General features: G+C 39.8%; 17 protein-coding genes and 2 pseudogenes. 10 read left to right on the plus strand and 9 right to left on the minus strand.

Features of this window, described 5'->3' with window-relative positions:
• Nucleotides 1-64: 64 nt before the first annotated feature.
• Both ANSO36C_RS21460 and ANSO36C_RS21465 read right to left on the minus strand, forming a co-directional pair.
• Nucleotides 65-723 (minus strand): annotated as a pseudogene (locus ANSO36C_RS21460) (TetR/AcrR family transcriptional regulator).
• Nucleotides 724-832: 109 nt separating this feature from the next.
• A pseudogene (locus tag ANSO36C_RS21465) lies at nucleotides 833-1839 on the minus strand (IS701 family transposase).
• 61 nt (nucleotides 1840-1900) lie between these two features.
• On the opposite strand from ANSO36C_RS21465, the gene ANSO36C_RS21470 reads away from it, so the two are divergent.
• Both ANSO36C_RS21470 and ANSO36C_RS21475 read left to right on the plus strand, forming a co-directional pair.
• The gene (locus ANSO36C_RS21470; protein WP_251956152.1) at nucleotides 1901-2239 is read left to right on the plus strand and encodes a hypothetical protein; all 339 of its coding nucleotides are present in this window, start codon (nucleotides 1901-1903) and stop codon (nucleotides 2237-2239) included.
• A 182-nt stretch (nucleotides 2240-2421) separates the two neighbouring features.
• A complete protein-coding gene (locus tag ANSO36C_RS21475; protein WP_251956153.1) occupies nucleotides 2422-3018 on the plus strand; it encodes a Uma2 family endonuclease in 597 nt (198 codons plus the stop codon).
• A gap of 77 nt (nucleotides 3019-3095) precedes the next feature.
• Here the strand turns inward: ANSO36C_RS21475 and ANSO36C_RS21480 are convergent, their stop codons facing one another.
• Nucleotides 3096-4136 carry a dipeptide epimerase gene (locus tag ANSO36C_RS21480; protein ID WP_251956154.1) on the minus strand — a complete coding sequence of 347 codons (1041 nt, stop codon included), beginning with the start codon at nucleotides 4134-4136 and terminating at the stop codon, nucleotides 3096-3098.
• Nucleotides 4137-4263: 127 nt separating this feature from the next.
• Here ANSO36C_RS21480 and ANSO36C_RS21485 point away from each other — a divergent pair, with 127 nt between their 5' ends.
• Nucleotides 4264-4818 carry an NUDIX hydrolase gene (locus ANSO36C_RS21485; protein ID WP_251956155.1) on the plus strand — a complete coding sequence of 185 codons (555 nt, stop codon included), beginning with the start codon at nucleotides 4264-4266 and terminating at the stop codon, nucleotides 4816-4818.
• Between the two features lie 47 nt (nucleotides 4819-4865).
• Here the strand turns inward: ANSO36C_RS21485 and ANSO36C_RS21490 are convergent, their stop codons facing one another.
• Nucleotides 4866-6488 (minus strand): ATP-binding protein, encoded by a 1623-nt coding sequence (locus ANSO36C_RS21490; RefSeq protein ID WP_251956156.1) that lies wholly within the window; start codon nucleotides 6486-6488, stop codon nucleotides 4866-4868.
• Between the two features lie 107 nt (nucleotides 6489-6595).
• On the opposite strand from ANSO36C_RS21490, the gene ANSO36C_RS21495 reads away from it, so the two are divergent.
• Complete coding sequence (locus ANSO36C_RS21495) at nucleotides 6596-6925, plus strand: flavoredoxin (RefSeq protein ID WP_251956157.1); 330 nt, start codon at nucleotides 6596-6598, stop codon at nucleotides 6923-6925.
• A gap of 14 nt (nucleotides 6926-6939) precedes the next feature.
• Nucleotides 6940-7200, plus strand: coding sequence for a hypothetical protein (locus ANSO36C_RS21500; protein WP_251956158.1), 261 nt, complete (start codon nucleotides 6940-6942; stop codon nucleotides 7198-7200).
• Between the two features lie 29 nt (nucleotides 7201-7229).
• On the opposite strand, the gene ANSO36C_RS21505 is transcribed toward ANSO36C_RS21500, so the two are convergent.
• Nucleotides 7230-8153 carry a nucleoside hydrolase gene (locus ANSO36C_RS21505; protein ID WP_251956159.1) on the minus strand — a complete coding sequence of 308 codons (924 nt, stop codon included), beginning with the start codon at nucleotides 8151-8153 and terminating at the stop codon, nucleotides 7230-7232.
• Between the two features lie 15 nt (nucleotides 8154-8168).
• On the opposite strand from ANSO36C_RS21505, the gene ANSO36C_RS21510 reads away from it, so the two are divergent.
• Nucleotides 8169-8600 carry a nucleoside deaminase gene (locus ANSO36C_RS21510; RefSeq protein WP_251956160.1) on the plus strand — a complete coding sequence of 144 codons (432 nt, stop codon included), beginning with the start codon at nucleotides 8169-8171 and terminating at the stop codon, nucleotides 8598-8600.
• 78 nt (nucleotides 8601-8678) lie between these two features.
• On the opposite strand, the gene rbsK is transcribed toward ANSO36C_RS21510, so the two are convergent.
• A complete protein-coding gene (rbsK, locus tag ANSO36C_RS21515; RefSeq protein WP_251956161.1) occupies nucleotides 8679-9605 on the minus strand; it encodes a ribokinase in 927 nt (308 codons plus the stop codon).
• Between the two features lie 240 nt (nucleotides 9606-9845).
• Here rbsK and ANSO36C_RS21520 point away from each other — a divergent pair, with 240 nt between their 5' ends.
• Together ANSO36C_RS21520 and ANSO36C_RS21525 are read left to right on the plus strand one after the other, a co-directional pair.
• Complete coding sequence (locus tag ANSO36C_RS21520; protein ID WP_251956162.1) at nucleotides 9846-10109, plus strand: helix-turn-helix domain-containing protein; 264 nt, start codon at nucleotides 9846-9848, stop codon at nucleotides 10107-10109.
• The gene (locus ANSO36C_RS21525; protein WP_251956163.1) at nucleotides 10106-11023 is read left to right on the plus strand and encodes a hypothetical protein; all 918 of its coding nucleotides are present in this window, start codon (nucleotides 10106-10108) and stop codon (nucleotides 11021-11023) included. The genes ANSO36C_RS21520 and ANSO36C_RS21525 overlap by 4 nt, the downstream gene beginning before the upstream one ends.
• On the opposite strand, the gene ANSO36C_RS21530 is transcribed toward ANSO36C_RS21525, so the two are convergent.
• The 3 genes from ANSO36C_RS21530 to ANSO36C_RS21540 form a co-directional block, all read right to left on the minus strand.
• Entirely contained in the window at nucleotides 10989-12077 is a 1089-nt protein-coding gene (locus ANSO36C_RS21530) for a DNA methyltransferase (RefSeq protein ID WP_251956164.1), read from the minus strand. The two genes, ANSO36C_RS21525 and ANSO36C_RS21530, sit on opposite strands and share 35 nt — an antisense overlap.
• Before the next feature lie 61 nt (nucleotides 12078-12138).
• Nucleotides 12139-12372, minus strand: a complete 234-nt coding sequence (locus ANSO36C_RS21535) for an antitoxin (protein WP_251956165.1) — start codon at nucleotides 12370-12372, stop codon at nucleotides 12139-12141.
• Between the two features lie 85 nt (nucleotides 12373-12457).
• Nucleotides 12458-13627 carry a cysteine desulfurase family protein gene (locus ANSO36C_RS21540; protein ID WP_251956166.1) on the minus strand — a complete coding sequence of 390 codons (1170 nt, stop codon included), beginning with the start codon at nucleotides 13625-13627 and terminating at the stop codon, nucleotides 12458-12460.
• A gap of 214 nt (nucleotides 13628-13841) precedes the next feature.
• Here ANSO36C_RS21540 and ANSO36C_RS21545 point away from each other — a divergent pair, with 214 nt between their 5' ends.
• Nucleotides 13842-15473 carry a DUF655 domain-containing protein gene (locus ANSO36C_RS21545; RefSeq protein WP_251956167.1) on the plus strand — a complete coding sequence of 544 codons (1632 nt, stop codon included), beginning with the start codon at nucleotides 13842-13844 and terminating at the stop codon, nucleotides 15471-15473.
• Nucleotides 15474-15796: 323 nt separating this feature from the next.
• Nucleotides 15797-16393, plus strand: coding sequence for an ABC transporter permease (locus ANSO36C_RS21550; protein ID WP_323374471.1), 597 nt, complete (start codon nucleotides 15797-15799; stop codon nucleotides 16391-16393).
• Nucleotides 16394-16962 lie beyond the last annotated feature (569 nt).

The raw sequence follows: 16962 nt of genomic DNA on the forward strand, positions 1-16962 counted from the left end.
GTTTTGAGCCTGTCACTGCTTACAACACTCCTTAAAAACCTTTTTTGAGCAACTTTCCCGATGTTCAATCTCTAATCTTCAGTACGTCGCACACCAGCCAAATAAAATTAACTGCTGCTTGAGTATGCTCTTCAATCATTTCTGAACTCAGCAGTTGCAAATCGGGTCTAGTATGCTTGATATTTTCATAAGCGTTGAAGTATAAATTACAAACCCCAATAATATGAAGAGTGGTGAGAAATGGATCGATCTGACGGAAACAACCTTCAGTCATTCCTCGTTCTAAAATCTTGATGAGATAGCTAAAATTTTCTTGCCAATTCCCTTGTTTGAAATACTTTCCCTGATTTTGGTTTGCTTCTTGAAACCAAAGCATTCCTCTGTGCGGGTGAGCAGCTTCATAAGCGATCGCTTCTTTGACAAGCACCTTCAATGCCTCCTCCGGTGGAAACTGATCCAAATTTAGCTGCTCAAACCCTTCGTGCATCTCCACCGCCGGACGTTGCAGAACAGCTTGGTATAGTCCTTCCTTGCTCTGGAAGTAGTAGTAAATCATCGCCTGACACCTGCACCTCTAGCGATCGCTCCTGTCCGCGCCCCTTGAAGTCCATTTCTGGCAAACTCTGCTTCCGCCGCATCGAGAATCTGCTTTTTCGTCGCTTCTGCATCGCGCACCTGACGCGGCTTTTTAGCTGAGAATTTTGATTGCGTTGAACGACTCACGTTGCTCCATCATCATAACGAAAATATATTAACTAAAAAATTGGTTAGTAGTTGACAGAGAAGATGAAATTAGGACTTACGCATTGACAAAAAGAATCATCTATGAAGTCTAGATAATGCCATCACTGCTAAGGTTTGCAAAAATATGCTCACGTACAACTAACGTGAACATATTCCGTTGTACTTCGTACCAATTGCTAATTATTTTTTCAGACCGCATAAACTCCAATCTAATAAAAGCTTGAAGTGAACAAAATATGTGAGTCTTGATTGCATAGGTATCCCTAACCATGAACCGACAAATTCCACATACTTGTTTTATGGCTCGATGAAAGGTTTCAATTCCCCAATGGGTATCATGAATTGTGATAAATTCATTTCTAGTTATATCCTTGATTCTTTCCTCATCTGGAACATACAAAATATAGTGCGGAGCCGGAGACGCTCCGCCTCCGGTCTAGAGTCTTCTTTCTTGAAGTCTTTCCTAAACAACTTTATAAATCCAAATTCTTTCAGATGAGTTCTTAATCCTGACTCTGGAATCACCAGAGTACTTACCTGGCAATACTTATGTGGCTCATTTGAGACAGTTCTGTTTTTTTCAATCCCGAATAGAAAACCCAATTTCTGGTTTTTTAGAAATTTTAAATTTTCTACTCCTGAATACCAACTATCTCCTGTTATTATTCTTGGTTTGACTCCCCAGCTTATTATTTCACTCACCATTTCTCTAAAATAATCGTTTTTTGTTTTCCCCTCCTTTTTGTCATATATTCTGTAGTTTATTGGTACTGAGTTACCATTAATATCGCTGTAATATAAAGTGATTAAATTTAAACCAATAATAGTTTTATGGGCTTTTCCTGACCAAAAATAACTGATTAATTCGGCATTTTTTGGGTCGCTGTAAATCTTTTCTATTACTGTATCGTCTACACTTAATATCCCTCCTACCAAATTAATGATTTTCTCTACTATGTTGAATAAATCTTTCGGTTCGTATCTCTCTCTCAACAAAAACCGATTCACACTACAGCACTTCCGGCAGCTATGAGGTACATCCTCAAAGCTAAAAGCTATGTTAGGAGAGAGGCAATAAGAAAAACTGTATTGCATAATAGCGGGAAGCGCTGTAAGATCCAACAACACGCTAGGAGAAATTCTCAAAAATCCTATTTTGGGAATCTTCCCTAAAACTCTTAGTAACACACTCGAATACGCTTTTCCTTCAACTACAGCTTTTTTTGCTAAAACGCCTATTGCTGATATTGCTCAAATCCATATTCTTTACCCAGAAACAGAAAAAATCACCAAGACGTTTATTTTGATGTATGCCAAATTCGTCAATCCTTTAATAAAATTTCTGTTTAAAAATTCAGTTTTACAAGCAGCAGCCACAGTTATTGAACAGGATACAGATGTAGTTGAAAGTTTGTATCCTCGGCAAAAACCAAAAATTAGATTGCCGAATGAAGAGATTATGTTCTATGCAGAAAAACTCTACCGCGAGTGGTAATTTAGATTTACAAAGCCTAACTGCGCTTTACAGTTAAGTAGATACTGTAGCTAATTACTGCTGTAGATACTCAAATATCCAACAGCTAAAATTGGCCGCTAGTAAGCATGGTAATTGTTAGATGGTTAACCGAGTATGTCAACCCAGTGCTAGGCTACAGTTAGCAAGATTGAGAGGCAACTATGACTGCCCTGATTCTAAACCTCAGCCCCACCATTGAACTAACAGATGAGCAGTTCTTCCAACTGTGTCAAAATAATCGAGATTTGCGGCTTGAGCGCACGGCAGAGGGAGAATTGATTATCATGCCACCAACTGGATGGGAAAGCGGAAATCGTAATAGTAGACTGACGCAGCGCTTAGGTAATTGGACTGACGCTGATGGCACAGGTTTGGCTTTTGATTCTTCAACAGGTTTCAAACTCCCTAATGGTGCAAATCGCTCTCCAGATGCGTCTTGGGTGAGTCGGGAGCGATTAGAAGCCCTGAATCCAGACCCCGCAACATTCCTACCCATCGCTCCAGATTTTGCGGTAGAATTACGCTCTGCTTCAGACAGCTTAAAGACTTTGCAACAAAAAATGCAGGAGTATATTGACAACGGTGTGCGTTTAGGCTGGCTGGTTGATCCGCAGAACCAACAGGTGGAAATTTACCGCTCAGGACAGTGTGTTGAGGTTTTGCGTAGGCGTAGCCCGTCGGAGACATCGCCTACTAGTTTATCAGCAGAGGATGTATTACCTGGATTTGTGCTGGATTTAACACAGATTTTGAATTAAGCGATCGCTCTTTCCAAATTGAAGTTTTTACGTGGATAAATATAGTTTTTTCGTGCTATTAATTGTTAGCTTTTGGTTTAGCATCGATTAATTCCTAAACCTGGTAAATAGTTTGGCAAAACCCTTCCTTCTTGTATCAATGTACCTGTAAAGGGATCATCAATTAAATTAAGGTGACTGTCTAAATCTAAATAATCAGCTAGTGGTGCTAATTGTAATGCTGCTGTATTAGCTAACGAACTATCAGAATAGCAACCGAACATTACTTGCAACTGATATGCTCGTGCTGTATATACCATTCGCATTGCCTCCGTTAGTCCGCCTGATTTCATCAGTTTGATATTAATACCATCTACGTAGTTGGCCAAATGGGGAATATCAGCGCTTGTAAAACAACTTTCATCGACAAAAATGGGCAGGGAAGAGTGTTCTTTGAGTTTTGCTAAACTTTGTTCTTGTCCCCGTGGTAATGGTTGTTCTACATACTTTATACCTAAATCAGCCAGCCAATTGCACATTGCGATCGCATCCTCCAAGCTCCAACCCCCATTGGCATCAACAAAAAATTCTAGTTCAGGTGCTTCTTCTCGCACTGCTAAGAGCATTTGTTTATCTGCATCTATGCCATCTGGACTACCTAGCTTCACCTTGAAAAGGCGGACATCAGTAAATTGTAACCAGTCTCGCGCTCTCGCCCTAGCTGCTTCAGGCGAATTAATCCCAATTGTGACAGAAGTCGGGACTATTTGATTGCGATCGAGTCCCCACATTTGCCACAAGGGTAATCCTACACGCTTACCCAACCAGTCGTGCATTGCCATATCCAAGGCAGCTCTTGCTGCAGAAGGAACTTGGTTTTGTATTAAAACTTGCTCAATTTCTTGACGTTGTAAAGGGCTGAATGCTTTTAACAGTGGCACAACTTGTTCTAGAGCATTTTTGATTGCATCAGTTGATTGTCGATGATTACCCACACCGAATGGCGATGCTTCCCCCCAGCCTTCGATCCCATCTTGTGAAATTCTCACCCATACATTCGTTGTCTGTGCCGTTGTACCTCGACTAATAGTCAACGGAAATCTCTTATTTACTGTAAATAAATTTATATTTATTTGCATACTGGTTATACATATTATGTTATGCAAAAGCCAGTGTAAGTTCAAAGTTTAGATTATCAGATGCATCTGTTATACTTTTTTACATTCATTGCTTGATGACTAAAGGTTTTATACATTATTTTTATTTATGAACAACTTAAAAAAATGGAAGATTTTAAAATCGAAAATGGTTTTAGATAATCCTTGGTGTCAGGTGAGGCAAGATGAAATAGAATTATCCAATGGAAAAATTATAGATGATTATTTTGTCAGTATTAAGCCTGACGTTGCGATGGTTTTACCTATTAATAGTAACAAAGAGATAATTTTTGTACGGCAATACAGACACGCAGTAGGCGAATTTTTCTTAGAACTGCCGGCAGGGAATTTCGATCCGACAAAAGAGAGTGCAGAAGTAGCAGCAATTAGAGAACTAAGAGAAGAGACTGGTTATATACCCCAAGAATTTAGTAAAATCGGAACTTTATACGATAAGCCGAGTAAAGATACCAATAAAATACATTTATTTTTAGCAGAGAATGTGAGCAAAGTTGGAGAGCAACAATTAGATATTACAGAAGAGATTGAAGTTGTATTAATTCCTGTAGAATCAGTTTTAGATAAAATCGCCCAAGGTGAAATTTCTGTGGCGGGAACTATTGCGGCTCTCTTCTTAGGTTTAAAGTTTATCACTTCTCAATAATCAATATAGCTTTTTTGGCTTTAACAAGAATAATGCTTGAGGCAGGTTTAAACTTTGCACCATTTGGCATTGATACGCGATTTCCCTGGCACGATTTTTATAAGTCCTTTGTTCCGCAACCTATAAAAAATATTTTTCATTACTGTACCTGATTCGATCCCAGTCACTTGTCGAGCAATACGATTATCTATTTCTTCATGAGCTACAAGATAGTCCATGACTAGTTGCTCATACTGTGGATACATTTCATACATTGAGATTGTATTTTCTGAATCTGTGTCATTAATTCCAACTTTACGCCAGGCTGCATTACTTCTTGCTCTCCCAGGAACAGCCTCAATAAGTCCCCTATCTTTTAACCTATAAAATGCTTGCTTGATAGTTCCTTCTGAACGAATTCCAGTTTCATTTCGAGCAATTTTATTAGTTATTTCTTTATGCTTTTCTAAATATAACATTATCGTTGCTTCTACTGAAGCTAGAGGTTCATGTTTAATGTGTACAGCTACAGAAGTTTCGGTTTCATATATCTCCGGAGGTTGCAGTCTCAACCTAGCCATTGCCTGGAAAGCAGTATTCAAACCTTCTCCAACATCTTTATTAGGTGGATTGGGAAATTTGTTGATTATACGAACAATAGCTCCGTTCCGTGCATACTGCTCTTTGAGAATATTTTTTACAGTAATATGACCAGGTAATTTACCTGGATTTTCAATTTCAATCCTATTGTCAAAAATGCGAATATGAGTATCAGATATTATACTGTAGTCTCTATGTAACAAAGCATTTGTTATAATTTCATGAATAGCTTCTTCTGGATAGCTGATTGATTCTAATCCTGTGTCTCCTACTTTTGGAATTTCTTCAACCATTTCTATTGTTTTAGCTACTGCTTGCTGAATTTGCTCGTATAGACAACCTTCAATAGTTATCGGGTCAAAGGCAAGAGTATCTCTTGTGCCCTCTATATCTTTTGTTTTGTATCGATAAATTTTAATTCCGCAACGCTTTGGAAAAATAGCTTGAGGTTCATCAGCAAACAGTAGAGTACCTGCAACTGTTGGTTTATTCTTTTGAATTAATTGTTGTTTTCTGAGCCACAATTCAGCCTCGCTAGTTGGAACTACAGCACTAATAAATTTAGACATTACTTGTGATGTTGTAATTACCTCTAGTTCTATGTCAATAGTTCTTCTCTCAAATGACTCGATACCTTTGTCTAATCTTAATCTTTCTAAAGCTTGTTCAGTTTTAATAGGCAGAGTTTGTGCGCCACGTCTTAGATAGGGAAAACTATCCGAAGCCTCCACTACTCCTCGTGATTTAAAAATAGTAACTTGCAAAACCAAACCAGGACAGCCTTCATAAATCAGAAAGGTATATGAATAACCATCTCCCAAAGGAAAAAGTTGTTCAAAAATTTGTAAATGCCCATTTGCGGCTTCCTGATCAGTAAAACCTCGCCAAGCTCTTGTTTTTTTGTCTTCAACAGTATCCTCATCAATGCCGATGAACAGTTCTCCACCATCTGCATTGGCAAATCCAGCAATAAACTTACATAATTTTCCTGGCTGTATATCTATCGACTTTAGATCGAGAAAATGGCTTTCCTGAGCTATAAGTATCTGATTTAATTGATCAGAGGTAATTTCAACTACTTCAATTGACATATAGTTACGCATAGCAGCCTAACGATTCTTTAAATTTGTAGCATACAATGCAATCCATGAAGTACCTGCCAAATTCTAATCTTTAATCCAAACAAAACATTATACTTGTGACAATAATTCCAGATGAAGCATTGGTAGTTCGGGGAGGGCGTAATCGTCCAGAGGATATTCGACGTGGAATAGGTACTCATCCGAGTGGCATAACAGGAATTTCTGTGGAATGTGCAGTAGGATCGTCAGTAGCGGAGTTGGCATTGAGTATTCCTCATGGGCAGATTGGTGTAACAACAGTTGGCGAGGTTCGCCAAGCAGGTGGTGATGTAATCCGAACATCCGGTAGAAGTGCTAATCATGCAACATTAAGGGGTTTAAACCCGCAGCAAGTTAGTCAACTCCTTACACCTACTGTTCCTAATCCAGCAAAGCAGCAGTTATAGTTTGGATCACTAGAATGATTACCCCTAGAGTTTTTGCAGATTTTCATAATACTGATGGTGAAGGGCGTTTGCGTTTGAACTGTATTGGTACAATCGAAGACTTAGCGAATCAAAGTATTGAGCTACGAGATGGGCAGTTACTCACGATATATAGCGAGGATTTGGAAGTTGATGGAGTGGTGCAGTTCTCCGAAGAGGAGAAGTTGTGGGTTGCTGCCATTGATTGGGATCGAATCAGACAACTTGAGGATTTTGTTGTGCAGGCACAAGTTTGAGTATCCTCGCTACCTAATTTTTTAGTTTTTTATCTTGCCCATTGCTGCAAAATATAAGCATAAAAAGCCTCTTTATCTACCTTATCTATCGCATAAATTTTCCGACCACCAGTAATTACTTTAGTACGCCCTTGACTAAGACCAGTGGTAATAATTTCTGTTTCCCATTCGCGCAATTGATAAAATTCTGGATGTCCGAGATAAGCTGTTGCTAAGACATCCCAAAAATAATAATCTTGGGGGATAACTAATGCATAACATTGTCCAGCTAAATCAGAGATGGGATAGTGGCGTTGTCGTCCCATTTTGTATACTAATTCCGATGTGACTGGGACATTGTTAGTTAAATCCAAAGGACACATAATAATTTCAATTTGGGTTTCCCATACCCGCGCTGCTGAAACCGCATCCCAATAAACATTCCATTCCGCAGAACCATCTTGTCCTGGTTCCAAACTTTTTTCTACATTGCCACTGACATTTAATGCACCACCCATCCACACAATTTTGTGAATCTTCGCTTCAATGTCCGGTGCTTTGTCTAACGCCACTGCAACCGTTGTCAATGGCCCAGTTACCATCAACGTTACGGGGTCTGATGCCTCCCGTAACACCTTGATCATGAAATCTTGACCTGTTTCGGCAACCAAGGGCGTAGTGATAGTTTCGCCTTGATTGAGAATGGGGAGATGGTCAACGATAAACGAATCACGGCGGTATAAAGTAGGAAATGGATTGATACCGCGCACAGTACTTTCTGCTACCGGGATATGAGAATATCCCATCAAATCTATAATTTTACGTGTGGCGCTCACAGCTGGTTGAACGTAGCAATCTGCTGGAGTGACGACAACGCCAAGGAGTTCAATATGATCCATCGTCAACAGCAGCATAGTTGCTAGATAATCATCTACACCGCCATCGTGATCCATCAATACTAGTTGTTTTGTCATAAAAGGAGAATTAATATGGATGAGTTTATGAAAGCTGCTATTCAAGAAGCAAAACAAGGCAGACAAGAAGGTGGAATTCCTATTGGTTCGGTTCTCGTCAAGGATGGCAAAATTCTGGGCAGAGGACACAATAAACGTGTGCAAGACGCAGATCCTGTTACCCACGCCGAAATCGATTGTCTCCGCAATGCTGGGAGAGTTGGCAGCTATAAAGGGACAACACTCTATTCAACTTTAATGCCGTGTTACCTATGCGCTGGGGCAGTAGTACAATTTGGCATTAAAAAAGTCATCGTTGGAGAATCCAAAACTTTTCCTGGTGCTAAAGAATTTATGGTATCTCACGGTGTGGACGTAATTGATCTTAATCTTGACGAATGTGAGCAAATGATGAGTCAGTTTATTGAAACTAATCCCGAACTATGGAATGAAGATATTGGTAAATAGTCATTTGTCACTTGTTATTGGACATGGGTTATTCCCGTTGTCCTCTTGTCTCTCTCACAGACGGGATTAATCGCGTCTTTACCCCACCTCCCTTTCTTCAAGAAATGCATCAAATGTAAACCTATCCGGTAGCGAAGTTTGTGCGCCTGATTTTGTCGCTGCTAAAGCACCCGCAGCCGCACCCCAAACAACTGCCTGATGTAAAGAAAGTCCTTCAAAAAGTGCCGCAGCTAAACCGCCGTTGAAAGCATCACCTGCGGCCACTGTATCAACTGCGTGAACTGGAAACGCGGGTACAAAAAAACTTTCTTCAGCAGTGGCACAAAAAATACCCTTAGCACCCAGTTTGACGATCGCACATTTCACACCCCGTTGTAACAAAACCGCAGCTGCTTTGGCTGCAAGTTCTTTTCCATCCACAGCAAAACCCACCAACTGCGCTGTTTCAACTTCATTCGGTGTAATAATATCTACCAATGGATACAGTTCATCTGGTAAATTAGATTGTGCTGGTGCGGGGTCGAGAATTACTTTTATATTTGCACCTTTTGCGGCTTTAGCAGCAGCAATGACGGTATTAATAGGAACTTCTAGTTGTAAAAGTAGTGCTGTAGCTTCTGGTAATAAGTAAGATAATCGCTCTACATCTTCTTGATTGACGCGCCCATTTGCACCAGGAATGACGACAATTTGATTTTCACCAGTATGACTCACGGTGATAATAGCGATTCCAGAACTAACAGTTTTATCCACAAAAATGTTATCAGTCTGCACACCAGATGTTTGCAAATTGTTAACAAGTTCCTTACCAAAATCGTCTGCACCTACACGCCCTACTATCTGGGTAGGAATGCCCAATTTTGCTAATGCTACGGCTTGATTAGCTCCTTTACCTCCCGAAACTTTAAAAAAATCTTCTCCTAGTAACGTTTCTCCTGCAACTGGCAACCGGGGTGTTATTGCTACCAAGTCTATATTTATGCTGCCGAAGACGATAATACTCATAATGCTGATTTTTATTGAGCTTAAAGTTATTTTGATTGATATTATGGGATGCGATCGCAAACTCCATAAATATCGCACTTACTCAGGAACTTGTAGGAAAACTGCGACGTCTACGAAAGGCTACCCCTACGCACTTCTTCATTATGAGGCTTAGGATCTATAAAAATATCCTATTTTGGGATTATCCGAAAATGGGTTTATTGTGTTCAAAGTAATACATAGTGCTAAAGCCAAGGCACAATGAAATTTGTTCTCAGCCAGGATTATAAAATATTCCGTCACTGTATGATTGCGGCTCGTAAGGAGGCAAAACTAACTCAACAGACGCTTGCTAAATCCTTGAAAAAGCCACAATCTTTCGTAGCCAAATATGAAAACGGTGAACGGCGGTTAGATGTAATTGAGTTTCTGTTAGTTACTCGCGTAATGGGGGTAGATCCTTGCGATATTCTCAGAAAAGTTGAACAAGGAATATCTAAAGCATCTTGTGAGGAGGAGGTATGAATACACAGGATGTAATCAGGCTTGCATCTCAATATTTAGATAACTTATCTGGTCATACTTTTGACGTTTTAGATATATCTAAGCCTGTAACTATAGACGCAGCGCTAAATTTGACTAAAGTTATCTCAAAGCTTTCACCCTTACTCGGAAATTTAATCGAGTTTAACACAGTTGAATTTTTGAATAAACAAAATGAATTTTCTGAGTTTGGAAAGTGGCAGAGGCAAGATCCTGGCTTTCCAGATACTATTTTTGTGGGAAAAGTTCAACCGACACCAGGATTAGAGATTAAAGCATGGTTTCCATTAGCAACGGAAATAACAGCACGCTTTAAAGACAGCCAAAATCACTTTCAGTATGATCAGACTTATGTTGCTATGCTGGCATGGTTGCCTGAGAAAATTATCTATGGCAAACCTCGTATTCTTGATATATGTGTTGTTTCTGGTTTGTCGGTAGCCTTAGCTAGAGATACTCATTATCATAATCCGCCAGATTATCTTGTTTTGGAGCCAGAAGATACAACTCAAAGAACAGCAAATTTACAGCAGACAAACACTAGCGGTTATAAATTTCAAGGTTCTGTCGAAGAGTTCTTAGAAGCTCAAAAAATAGTTGATTCATGGGGTGTTGAAGGAAAAATCTATAAACCAACTAGAGAATATCAGCACCTTCTGCGTGAACTATTGAGCCAGTATAAATACAGACTGGATACTAATTTTGCAAAGATGGACAGAATCGTGCATCCAGGTATTAAAAAATTTAAGCAGCGTGTCTATAACATTGAATTTTCTAGTATTACAGTTAGTCAATGGAATAGACTTTTATCAAGCCGTCGAGAAGACAGCATCAAGAAATCTCTACAAGATTATCTAGAAATTAGAGAAGAGAGTATTGATGAACTTCTTGATTAAATCTCTGAACTCCATAATAAAAATAATCTGGATCAATTTCGCAAGAGTAAGCTTTTCGTCTCAGTTTATGTGCTGCTAGAGATGCACTGAATAATCCTCCAAAAGGTTCCCAGATAACATCATTTTTATCACTTGACGCTTCAATAATAATGCTCATCAAGTCGAGGGGCTTCTGATTAAGATGTAGTGCTTTTCCAGAAGGAATCTTAACTCTCTCATCACCCCGTAGAGCTTGGCGATCCCAAACATTTGTAAAACCATGAGGACATCTAAATTTAGAGCGCATCTTACTCCATTCTTGCCCTGTTAAAGATTGGTTTCCATCCAAAGAAAAATAAGGTCTTCCTTCTGGATTACCATGCTCATTTGCATAGTTGACCAACCTCTCAAACATCTCTGGAGGAGGGAAATACCATAAGTGTCCTTGATCGAAATACTTCCTAGTTGCAGCATTAGCTACACCACAAGCATCGTTTGCCCGTCGTAGTCGTAATCCAGAACGTTTCCACTCTTCAAGCAACCATACTTTCAACGTCAGTTCGTTGACTTTAACTTCTCTTACATATTGAACACACACTTCTGTAACTACTGGAAATCTACGAATTTTTTCTGTATTAACATTCCCTGCTATGTGACCTTTTCCTTTGTTCCAAATATTACAATTAACATAACGCCAACCGTGCTTTTCTAAAAGTGGATGCACAACAGCCCAGCCAATTTCTGAATTCCAAAACCAGAGTGTTGTGCATGGTATGGCTGCTTTTGACCATGCTTTAATATGAGGTTCATACCAATTAGGTAAATCAATATGATCTGAAGTGTCTCCTTCAAAACCAAGAACACCGTAAGCTCCATCTGAAACGATGACTGTAGGCTGCTCCCAACTGTTGTAATGTTCTAGACTATCACCTAGATATAGAGCAACGCTTTCATCATTCCACGCAGAAAAATTTAAGTTGGTGTTGAGGTTGACTACTTTTCCCCGACCAACTGTGCTGGTAGCCTTGCGTTTTAAAGTCTTGAGGAAACTCGGTTCTGGGTTAGATAGACTCATTTATTGATTTACGCAAAATGGATACAAGGCTTGCGGTATAAGTATTCTTTCTTTTTACTTTTTACTTTTGCCTTGTTGTAATAGTGTCAATAACTGGCTGATCTCTAGAATTCATGAAGTCATCGGAGAAATTGTCTACACTCTCTATTAGGGATTGCCAAGGGTTATCTTTGGCAATGAGGACAATGGCAGTGCCAATTTTTTTGATATAAATTTCAGTACCAGTAAGTTGAAAGTCTTCGGGTAAAATAACGATTTGATGAGTACCATCAGTGGTGAGTTTGGCAGTATTCATGATGTTTTTTCCTTATTACGAGAATTAAAATCATAGCAATTAGACGATCGTAATTATTTGAAATCCTAAGATTATTGTCCAGAATTTAACGCTTAACTAAAGATAAATCTGGTGTTAGCCTTTGCAAAACTTGCTTTAATACCATTACTGTCCAATCTATATCAGCTTCAGTAGTATCACGCCCCAATGTGATGCGAATTCCTCCCAAGGCAGCTTTTTCGGAATAACCCATCGCTAACAATATCGGACTAGGGCTAAGTTTACCACTGTGACAGGCAGCACCAGCACTGATGCCGATGCCAGCAAGGTTTAGCTGTCTTACCAAGGTTTTGCCGCTAAGTTTTTCCCCATTGGCGTATTCTAAGCACATACTAATATGGTGAGGCAAACGATCGCAGTCATCCCCTGTAGGAATTAAACCAGGAATCTCAACTAATTGGGCAAAAGCGCGATCGCGTAACTCAATTAATCGTGGTGTTTCTGTAGCTAATTCTTCGGCTGCTAATTCTGCTGCTACACCAAATCCGGCAATTATCGGTACTGCTTGCGTACCAGAACGCAATCCCATTTCTTGCCCACCACCACCCAATAAGGGCATCATTTCCACACCAGGACGCACATATAACGCCCCTGCACCTTGTGGCCCATATATTTTATGACTGGAAAGGCTAAGTAAGTCTACGGGCAGTTGTTGCACATCTATGGGTAAGCGTCCCGCAGCTTGCACCGCATCTGTATGGAACAAAGCACCAGATGATCGCACAATCTTACCCAGTTCTGCGATCGCTTGCACAGTTCCAACTTCACTTTGGCCGTAAATTATAGAAACTAAGGCTGTGTTATGTCGCAACGCCGCCTTTAAATCCAAAGGATTAACTTTACCTTTAACATCTACAGACAAGCGCGTAACTTCCCAACCCCACGTTTCTAGCAGCTTTACTGTCTCAGAAATTGCCGAATGCTCAACGCTGGAGATAATTATATGTTGAGGAACAGCATATAACCTAGCCACACCCATGATTGCAAGATTATTTGCCTCAGTGCCACCAGAGGTAAAAACGATCGATTCAGGACTTGCAGCGTTAATTAAACCAGCAACTTGGACTCTAGCTTCTTCTACAACCGTTGCCGCCCGTTGTCCCCACTCATGTAAGCTGGAAGGATTGCCCCAGTGTTGAGTTAGGACTGTTTGCATAACTGCGATCGCTTCTTTTCGAGTCGGAGTAGTGGCGCTGTAATCTAGATAAATTTGCATATAACCGATAATGGTGAGAACACACGTTGGTAGTAGTCTGCTGATCTTGTCAGCATATACAGTTTGAGTGGACAAATCCTGAAAAAATCTCTGTAATGCCTCTATCAGTGGATTTTTCCGTTTACTTGGAAAGTTATTTTTCTACTTAATTCAGAAGACAAAATTTTGGGAATGATAAATATGTCCACTCCCAATCCACTTCTAACAGATTACAGTGCAACTTATCTCTAGACGAAGATATTTTTTATATATCTTTTTACTGATATTTCCCCTTGCTGCTTGTCAACGAGTCCAGTCTTCCAATCAACGTTTAGCACCTTTACCACAAGATCCGTTAGTTCAAGTTTACTTTAACCATTCTGAGTCTTCAGAATACAAAGAACCTTACCGTCAGCAAACTCGCCTGGGGGATGATTTAGAAAAACAGATTGTCGATGCTATTACGCAAGCTAAGTCTACAGTAGATGTGGCGGTGCAAGAATTACGTTTACCCAAAGTTGCCCAAGCACTGGCTGATAGACAAAAAGCTGGGGTAAAAGTCAGGATAATTTTAGAAAATACCTATAGCCGACCTTGGAGTAGCTTAACATCTACTGAAGTTGCTAAGTTAGATAAAAGGGAACAAGAACGTTACAACGAATTTCGCAAGTTTATCGATATTAACCAAGATAATCAACTCAGTCTAGAGGAAATAAATCAAAGAGATGCTTTGATAATTTTGCAGAATGCCAAAATTCCCTGGATAGATGATCAAGCGGATGGTTCAGCAGGTAGCAGTTTGATGCATCACAAATTTGTGATTGTGGATAATCGCATCGTGATTATAACTTCAGCCAATTTTACATTAAGTGATACTTCAGGTGATTTTACAAATTCTAGCAGTTTAGGCAATGCCAATAACTTATTGCAGATTGACAGCCCAGAATTAGCATCTTTATTTACAGAAGAGTTTAATATTCTGTGGGGAGATGGGCCAGGAGGTAAGCCAGATAGTAAATTTGGTTTGCAAAAACCGATCCGTTTACCTAAACAGATAACTTTAGGAAACACTCAAATTACTGTACATTTTTCGCCTACTTCCCCAACTCAACCCTGGAGTAACAGTAGTAATGGTTTAATCAATAAAACTTTAGATTCAGCAACCAAATCTGTTGATATGGCGTTATTTGTCCTTTCCGATCAGCGTCTTGCCAATACCTTAGAAAAACGGCATCAGCAAGATGTGCAAATTCGCGCTTTAATTGAACCACAATTTGCCTATCGTCCCTATAGTGAGGCATTGGATATGATGGGGATTGCTCTCAGTAACAAATGTAAATATGAAGTTGATAACCATCCTTGGTCAAATCCAATTACAACTGTAGGCGTACCTGTGTTACCCAAAGGCGATTTATTACATCATAAATTTGGTGTTATTGATAACCAAAGAGTAATTACAGGTTCTCATAATTGGTCAGATGCTGCCAATTATGGTAACGATGAGACGCTTGTAGTGATTGAAAGTCCTATAATTGCTGATCATTATGTGCGCGAATTTGCTCGACTTTATGCCAAACTTAAACCCGGCTTACCACCAGGAATTCAAGAAAAAATTAGAGCAGAACAAACACGGTGTCCTCAGATAAAAAGTTCTTCATCAAGTGAATTACAACCAATTAAACAAATAAATATCAACACTGCAAGTCTGGAAGAATTGGCAACTCTCCCTGGCGTGGGTAAGAAGTTAGCACAGAGGATAATTATTAGTCGTCAACAGCAAAAATTTACATCTTTACAAGAATTAGAAAGAGTTCCAGGAGTGAGTGCTAGAACTGTAGAAAAATGGCGCGATCGCCTAATTTGGTAGCAATTATCAAACAGAATTCAGGAGTCAAAAGGGAGAGAAAAATTAAATTATTGACTTATTGCATAAAATATGATGTTTTATGTTACTATCAATAAAAATCATATATAAACGTGAATATCTCTCCATCTCTCAAAAAACCGCGTGTCTCATGGCAGGCGGTTTTCTCACTGTTGATATTTGTGTTCATGTACCTGCCCATACTGGTACTTGGGTTTTATAGCTTCAATCAGTAGCCCTACAGTGCAACTTGGCAAGGATTCACTCTCGATTGGTATCGCAAGTTGTTCAGTGACGATCGCATCTTATCAGCTTTGCAAAACAGTATGATAGTTGCTGGTTGTGCAGTTGGGGTTTCAGCAGTGCTGGGAACCTTGATGGCAGTTGGGTTGGCGCGTTACGAATTTCCTGGTAAGAAATTGTATCGGGGTGTTGCTTACCTACCATTGATTATTCCCGATATTGCGATCGCAGTGGCTACCCTAGTATGTCTAGCCGCCTTTGCAATACCTTTGAGTTTGTGGACAATAGTTGCAGCCCATATCGTGTTTTGTCTCGCTTATGTCGGACTTGTAGTTGCTTCACGGCTGACTAATTTAGATCCTCACTTAGAAGAAGCGGCACTAGATTTAGGTGCTACACCAACACAAGCTTTTATCCAAGTATTGTTACCTCAATTGATGCCTGGTATTTTAGCTGGTTGTCTGTTAGCTTTTGTCCTCAGCTTAGATGACTTTCTCATTGCCAGTTTTACTGCTGGTAGTGGTTCTAACACCCTGCCAATGGAAATTTTTAGCCGGATTAGATCAGGAGTCAAGCCTGATATTAACGCTTTGAGTGTGATGCTGATTTCAGTATCTGCGATCGTTGCTCTTATAGCTGAATTAATTCGTGCTTCTGGAGAGAATAAAAGTTTCAAATAAGAGTCAGAGTCAGCACAATTCGCAATTCGCAATTCGCAATTCGCAATTCGCAATTAATGCCCACGGATAAATCCGGGGGCTTGAACCAAGCAAAGTTTAAAACTATCTATCCATAAATGAATTTAGGGGCTTGTACCATCAAGGAAGAATTGGTCAAATCAATCTTGAAAGTCTGAAATAGCTGATTAACCAAGGTTTTACCCCACCCTAACCCTCCCCTTGTAAAGGTTACGGTGTACACACAAGTCGGAAAACTTCATTTACCAAAGATTTGTGGTGCGTTACGTTGGTGTGACAAAGCTAAATTGTTGCAATCACAGCGATGCTTGCGGCGGGCTACGCCAACGCGTTTGTTACTTCGGGGTACGCATTTGTTATTTCGGGGTACGCATTTGTTATTTCGGGGTACGCATTTGTTATTTCGGGGTACGCATTTGTTATTTCGGGGTTCGCATTTGTTATTTCGGGGTTCGCATTTGTTACTTCGGCGTGTCCATAAGGCAATACGGTTCAGATAAGCTTTTTTCTCTCCCCGTGCTTCCCTCTGCATCCCTTACATCCCCTGCTCC

This window comes from Nostoc cf. commune SO-36 (genome assembly GCF_023734775.1).
In the GTDB taxonomy this organism is placed as follows: domain Bacteria; phylum Cyanobacteriota; class Cyanobacteriia; order Cyanobacteriales; family Nostocaceae; genus Nostoc; species Nostoc commune_A.

What these genes read in the sequence shown, in the direction of transcription:
- ANSO36C_RS21475 (WP_251956153.1), top strand. Translation starts at nt 2,422, where the DNA reads ATGACTGCCCTGATTCTAAACCTCAGCCCCACCATTGAACTAACAGAT.
- ANSO36C_RS21480 (WP_251956154.1), bottom strand. Translation starts at nt 4,136, where the DNA reads ATGCAAATAAATATAAATTTATTTACAGTAAATAAGAGATTTCCGTTG.
- ANSO36C_RS21485 (WP_251956155.1), top strand. Translation starts at nt 4,264, where the DNA reads ATGAACAACTTAAAAAAATGGAAGATTTTAAAATCGAAAATGGTTTTA.
- ANSO36C_RS21490 (WP_251956156.1), bottom strand. Translation starts at nt 6,488, where the DNA reads ATGTCAATTGAAGTAGTTGAAATTACCTCTGATCAATTAAATCAGATA.
- ANSO36C_RS21500 (WP_251956158.1), top strand. Translation starts at nt 6,940, where the DNA reads ATGATTACCCCTAGAGTTTTTGCAGATTTTCATAATACTGATGGTGAA.
- ANSO36C_RS21505 (WP_251956159.1), bottom strand. Translation starts at nt 8,153, where the DNA reads ATGACAAAACAACTAGTATTGATGGATCACGATGGCGGTGTAGATGAT.
- ANSO36C_RS21510 (WP_251956160.1), top strand. Translation starts at nt 8,169, where the DNA reads ATGGATGAGTTTATGAAAGCTGCTATTCAAGAAGCAAAACAAGGCAGA.
- rbsK (WP_251956161.1), bottom strand. Translation starts at nt 9,605, where the DNA reads ATGAGTATTATCGTCTTCGGCAGCATAAATATAGACTTGGTAGCAATA.
- ANSO36C_RS21520 (WP_251956162.1), top strand. Translation starts at nt 9,846, where the DNA reads ATGAAATTTGTTCTCAGCCAGGATTATAAAATATTCCGTCACTGTATG.
- ANSO36C_RS21525 (WP_251956163.1), top strand. Translation starts at nt 10,106, where the DNA reads ATGAATACACAGGATGTAATCAGGCTTGCATCTCAATATTTAGATAAC.
- ANSO36C_RS21530 (WP_251956164.1), bottom strand. Translation starts at nt 12,077, where the DNA reads ATGAGTCTATCTAACCCAGAACCGAGTTTCCTCAAGACTTTAAAACGC.
- ANSO36C_RS21535 (WP_251956165.1), bottom strand. Translation starts at nt 12,372, where the DNA reads ATGAATACTGCCAAACTCACCACTGATGGTACTCATCAAATCGTTATT.
- ANSO36C_RS21540 (WP_251956166.1), bottom strand. Translation starts at nt 13,627, where the DNA reads ATGCAAATTTATCTAGATTACAGCGCCACTACTCCGACTCGAAAAGAA.
- ANSO36C_RS21550 (WP_323374471.1), top strand. Translation starts at nt 15,797, where the DNA reads ATGATAGTTGCTGGTTGTGCAGTTGGGGTTTCAGCAGTGCTGGGAACC.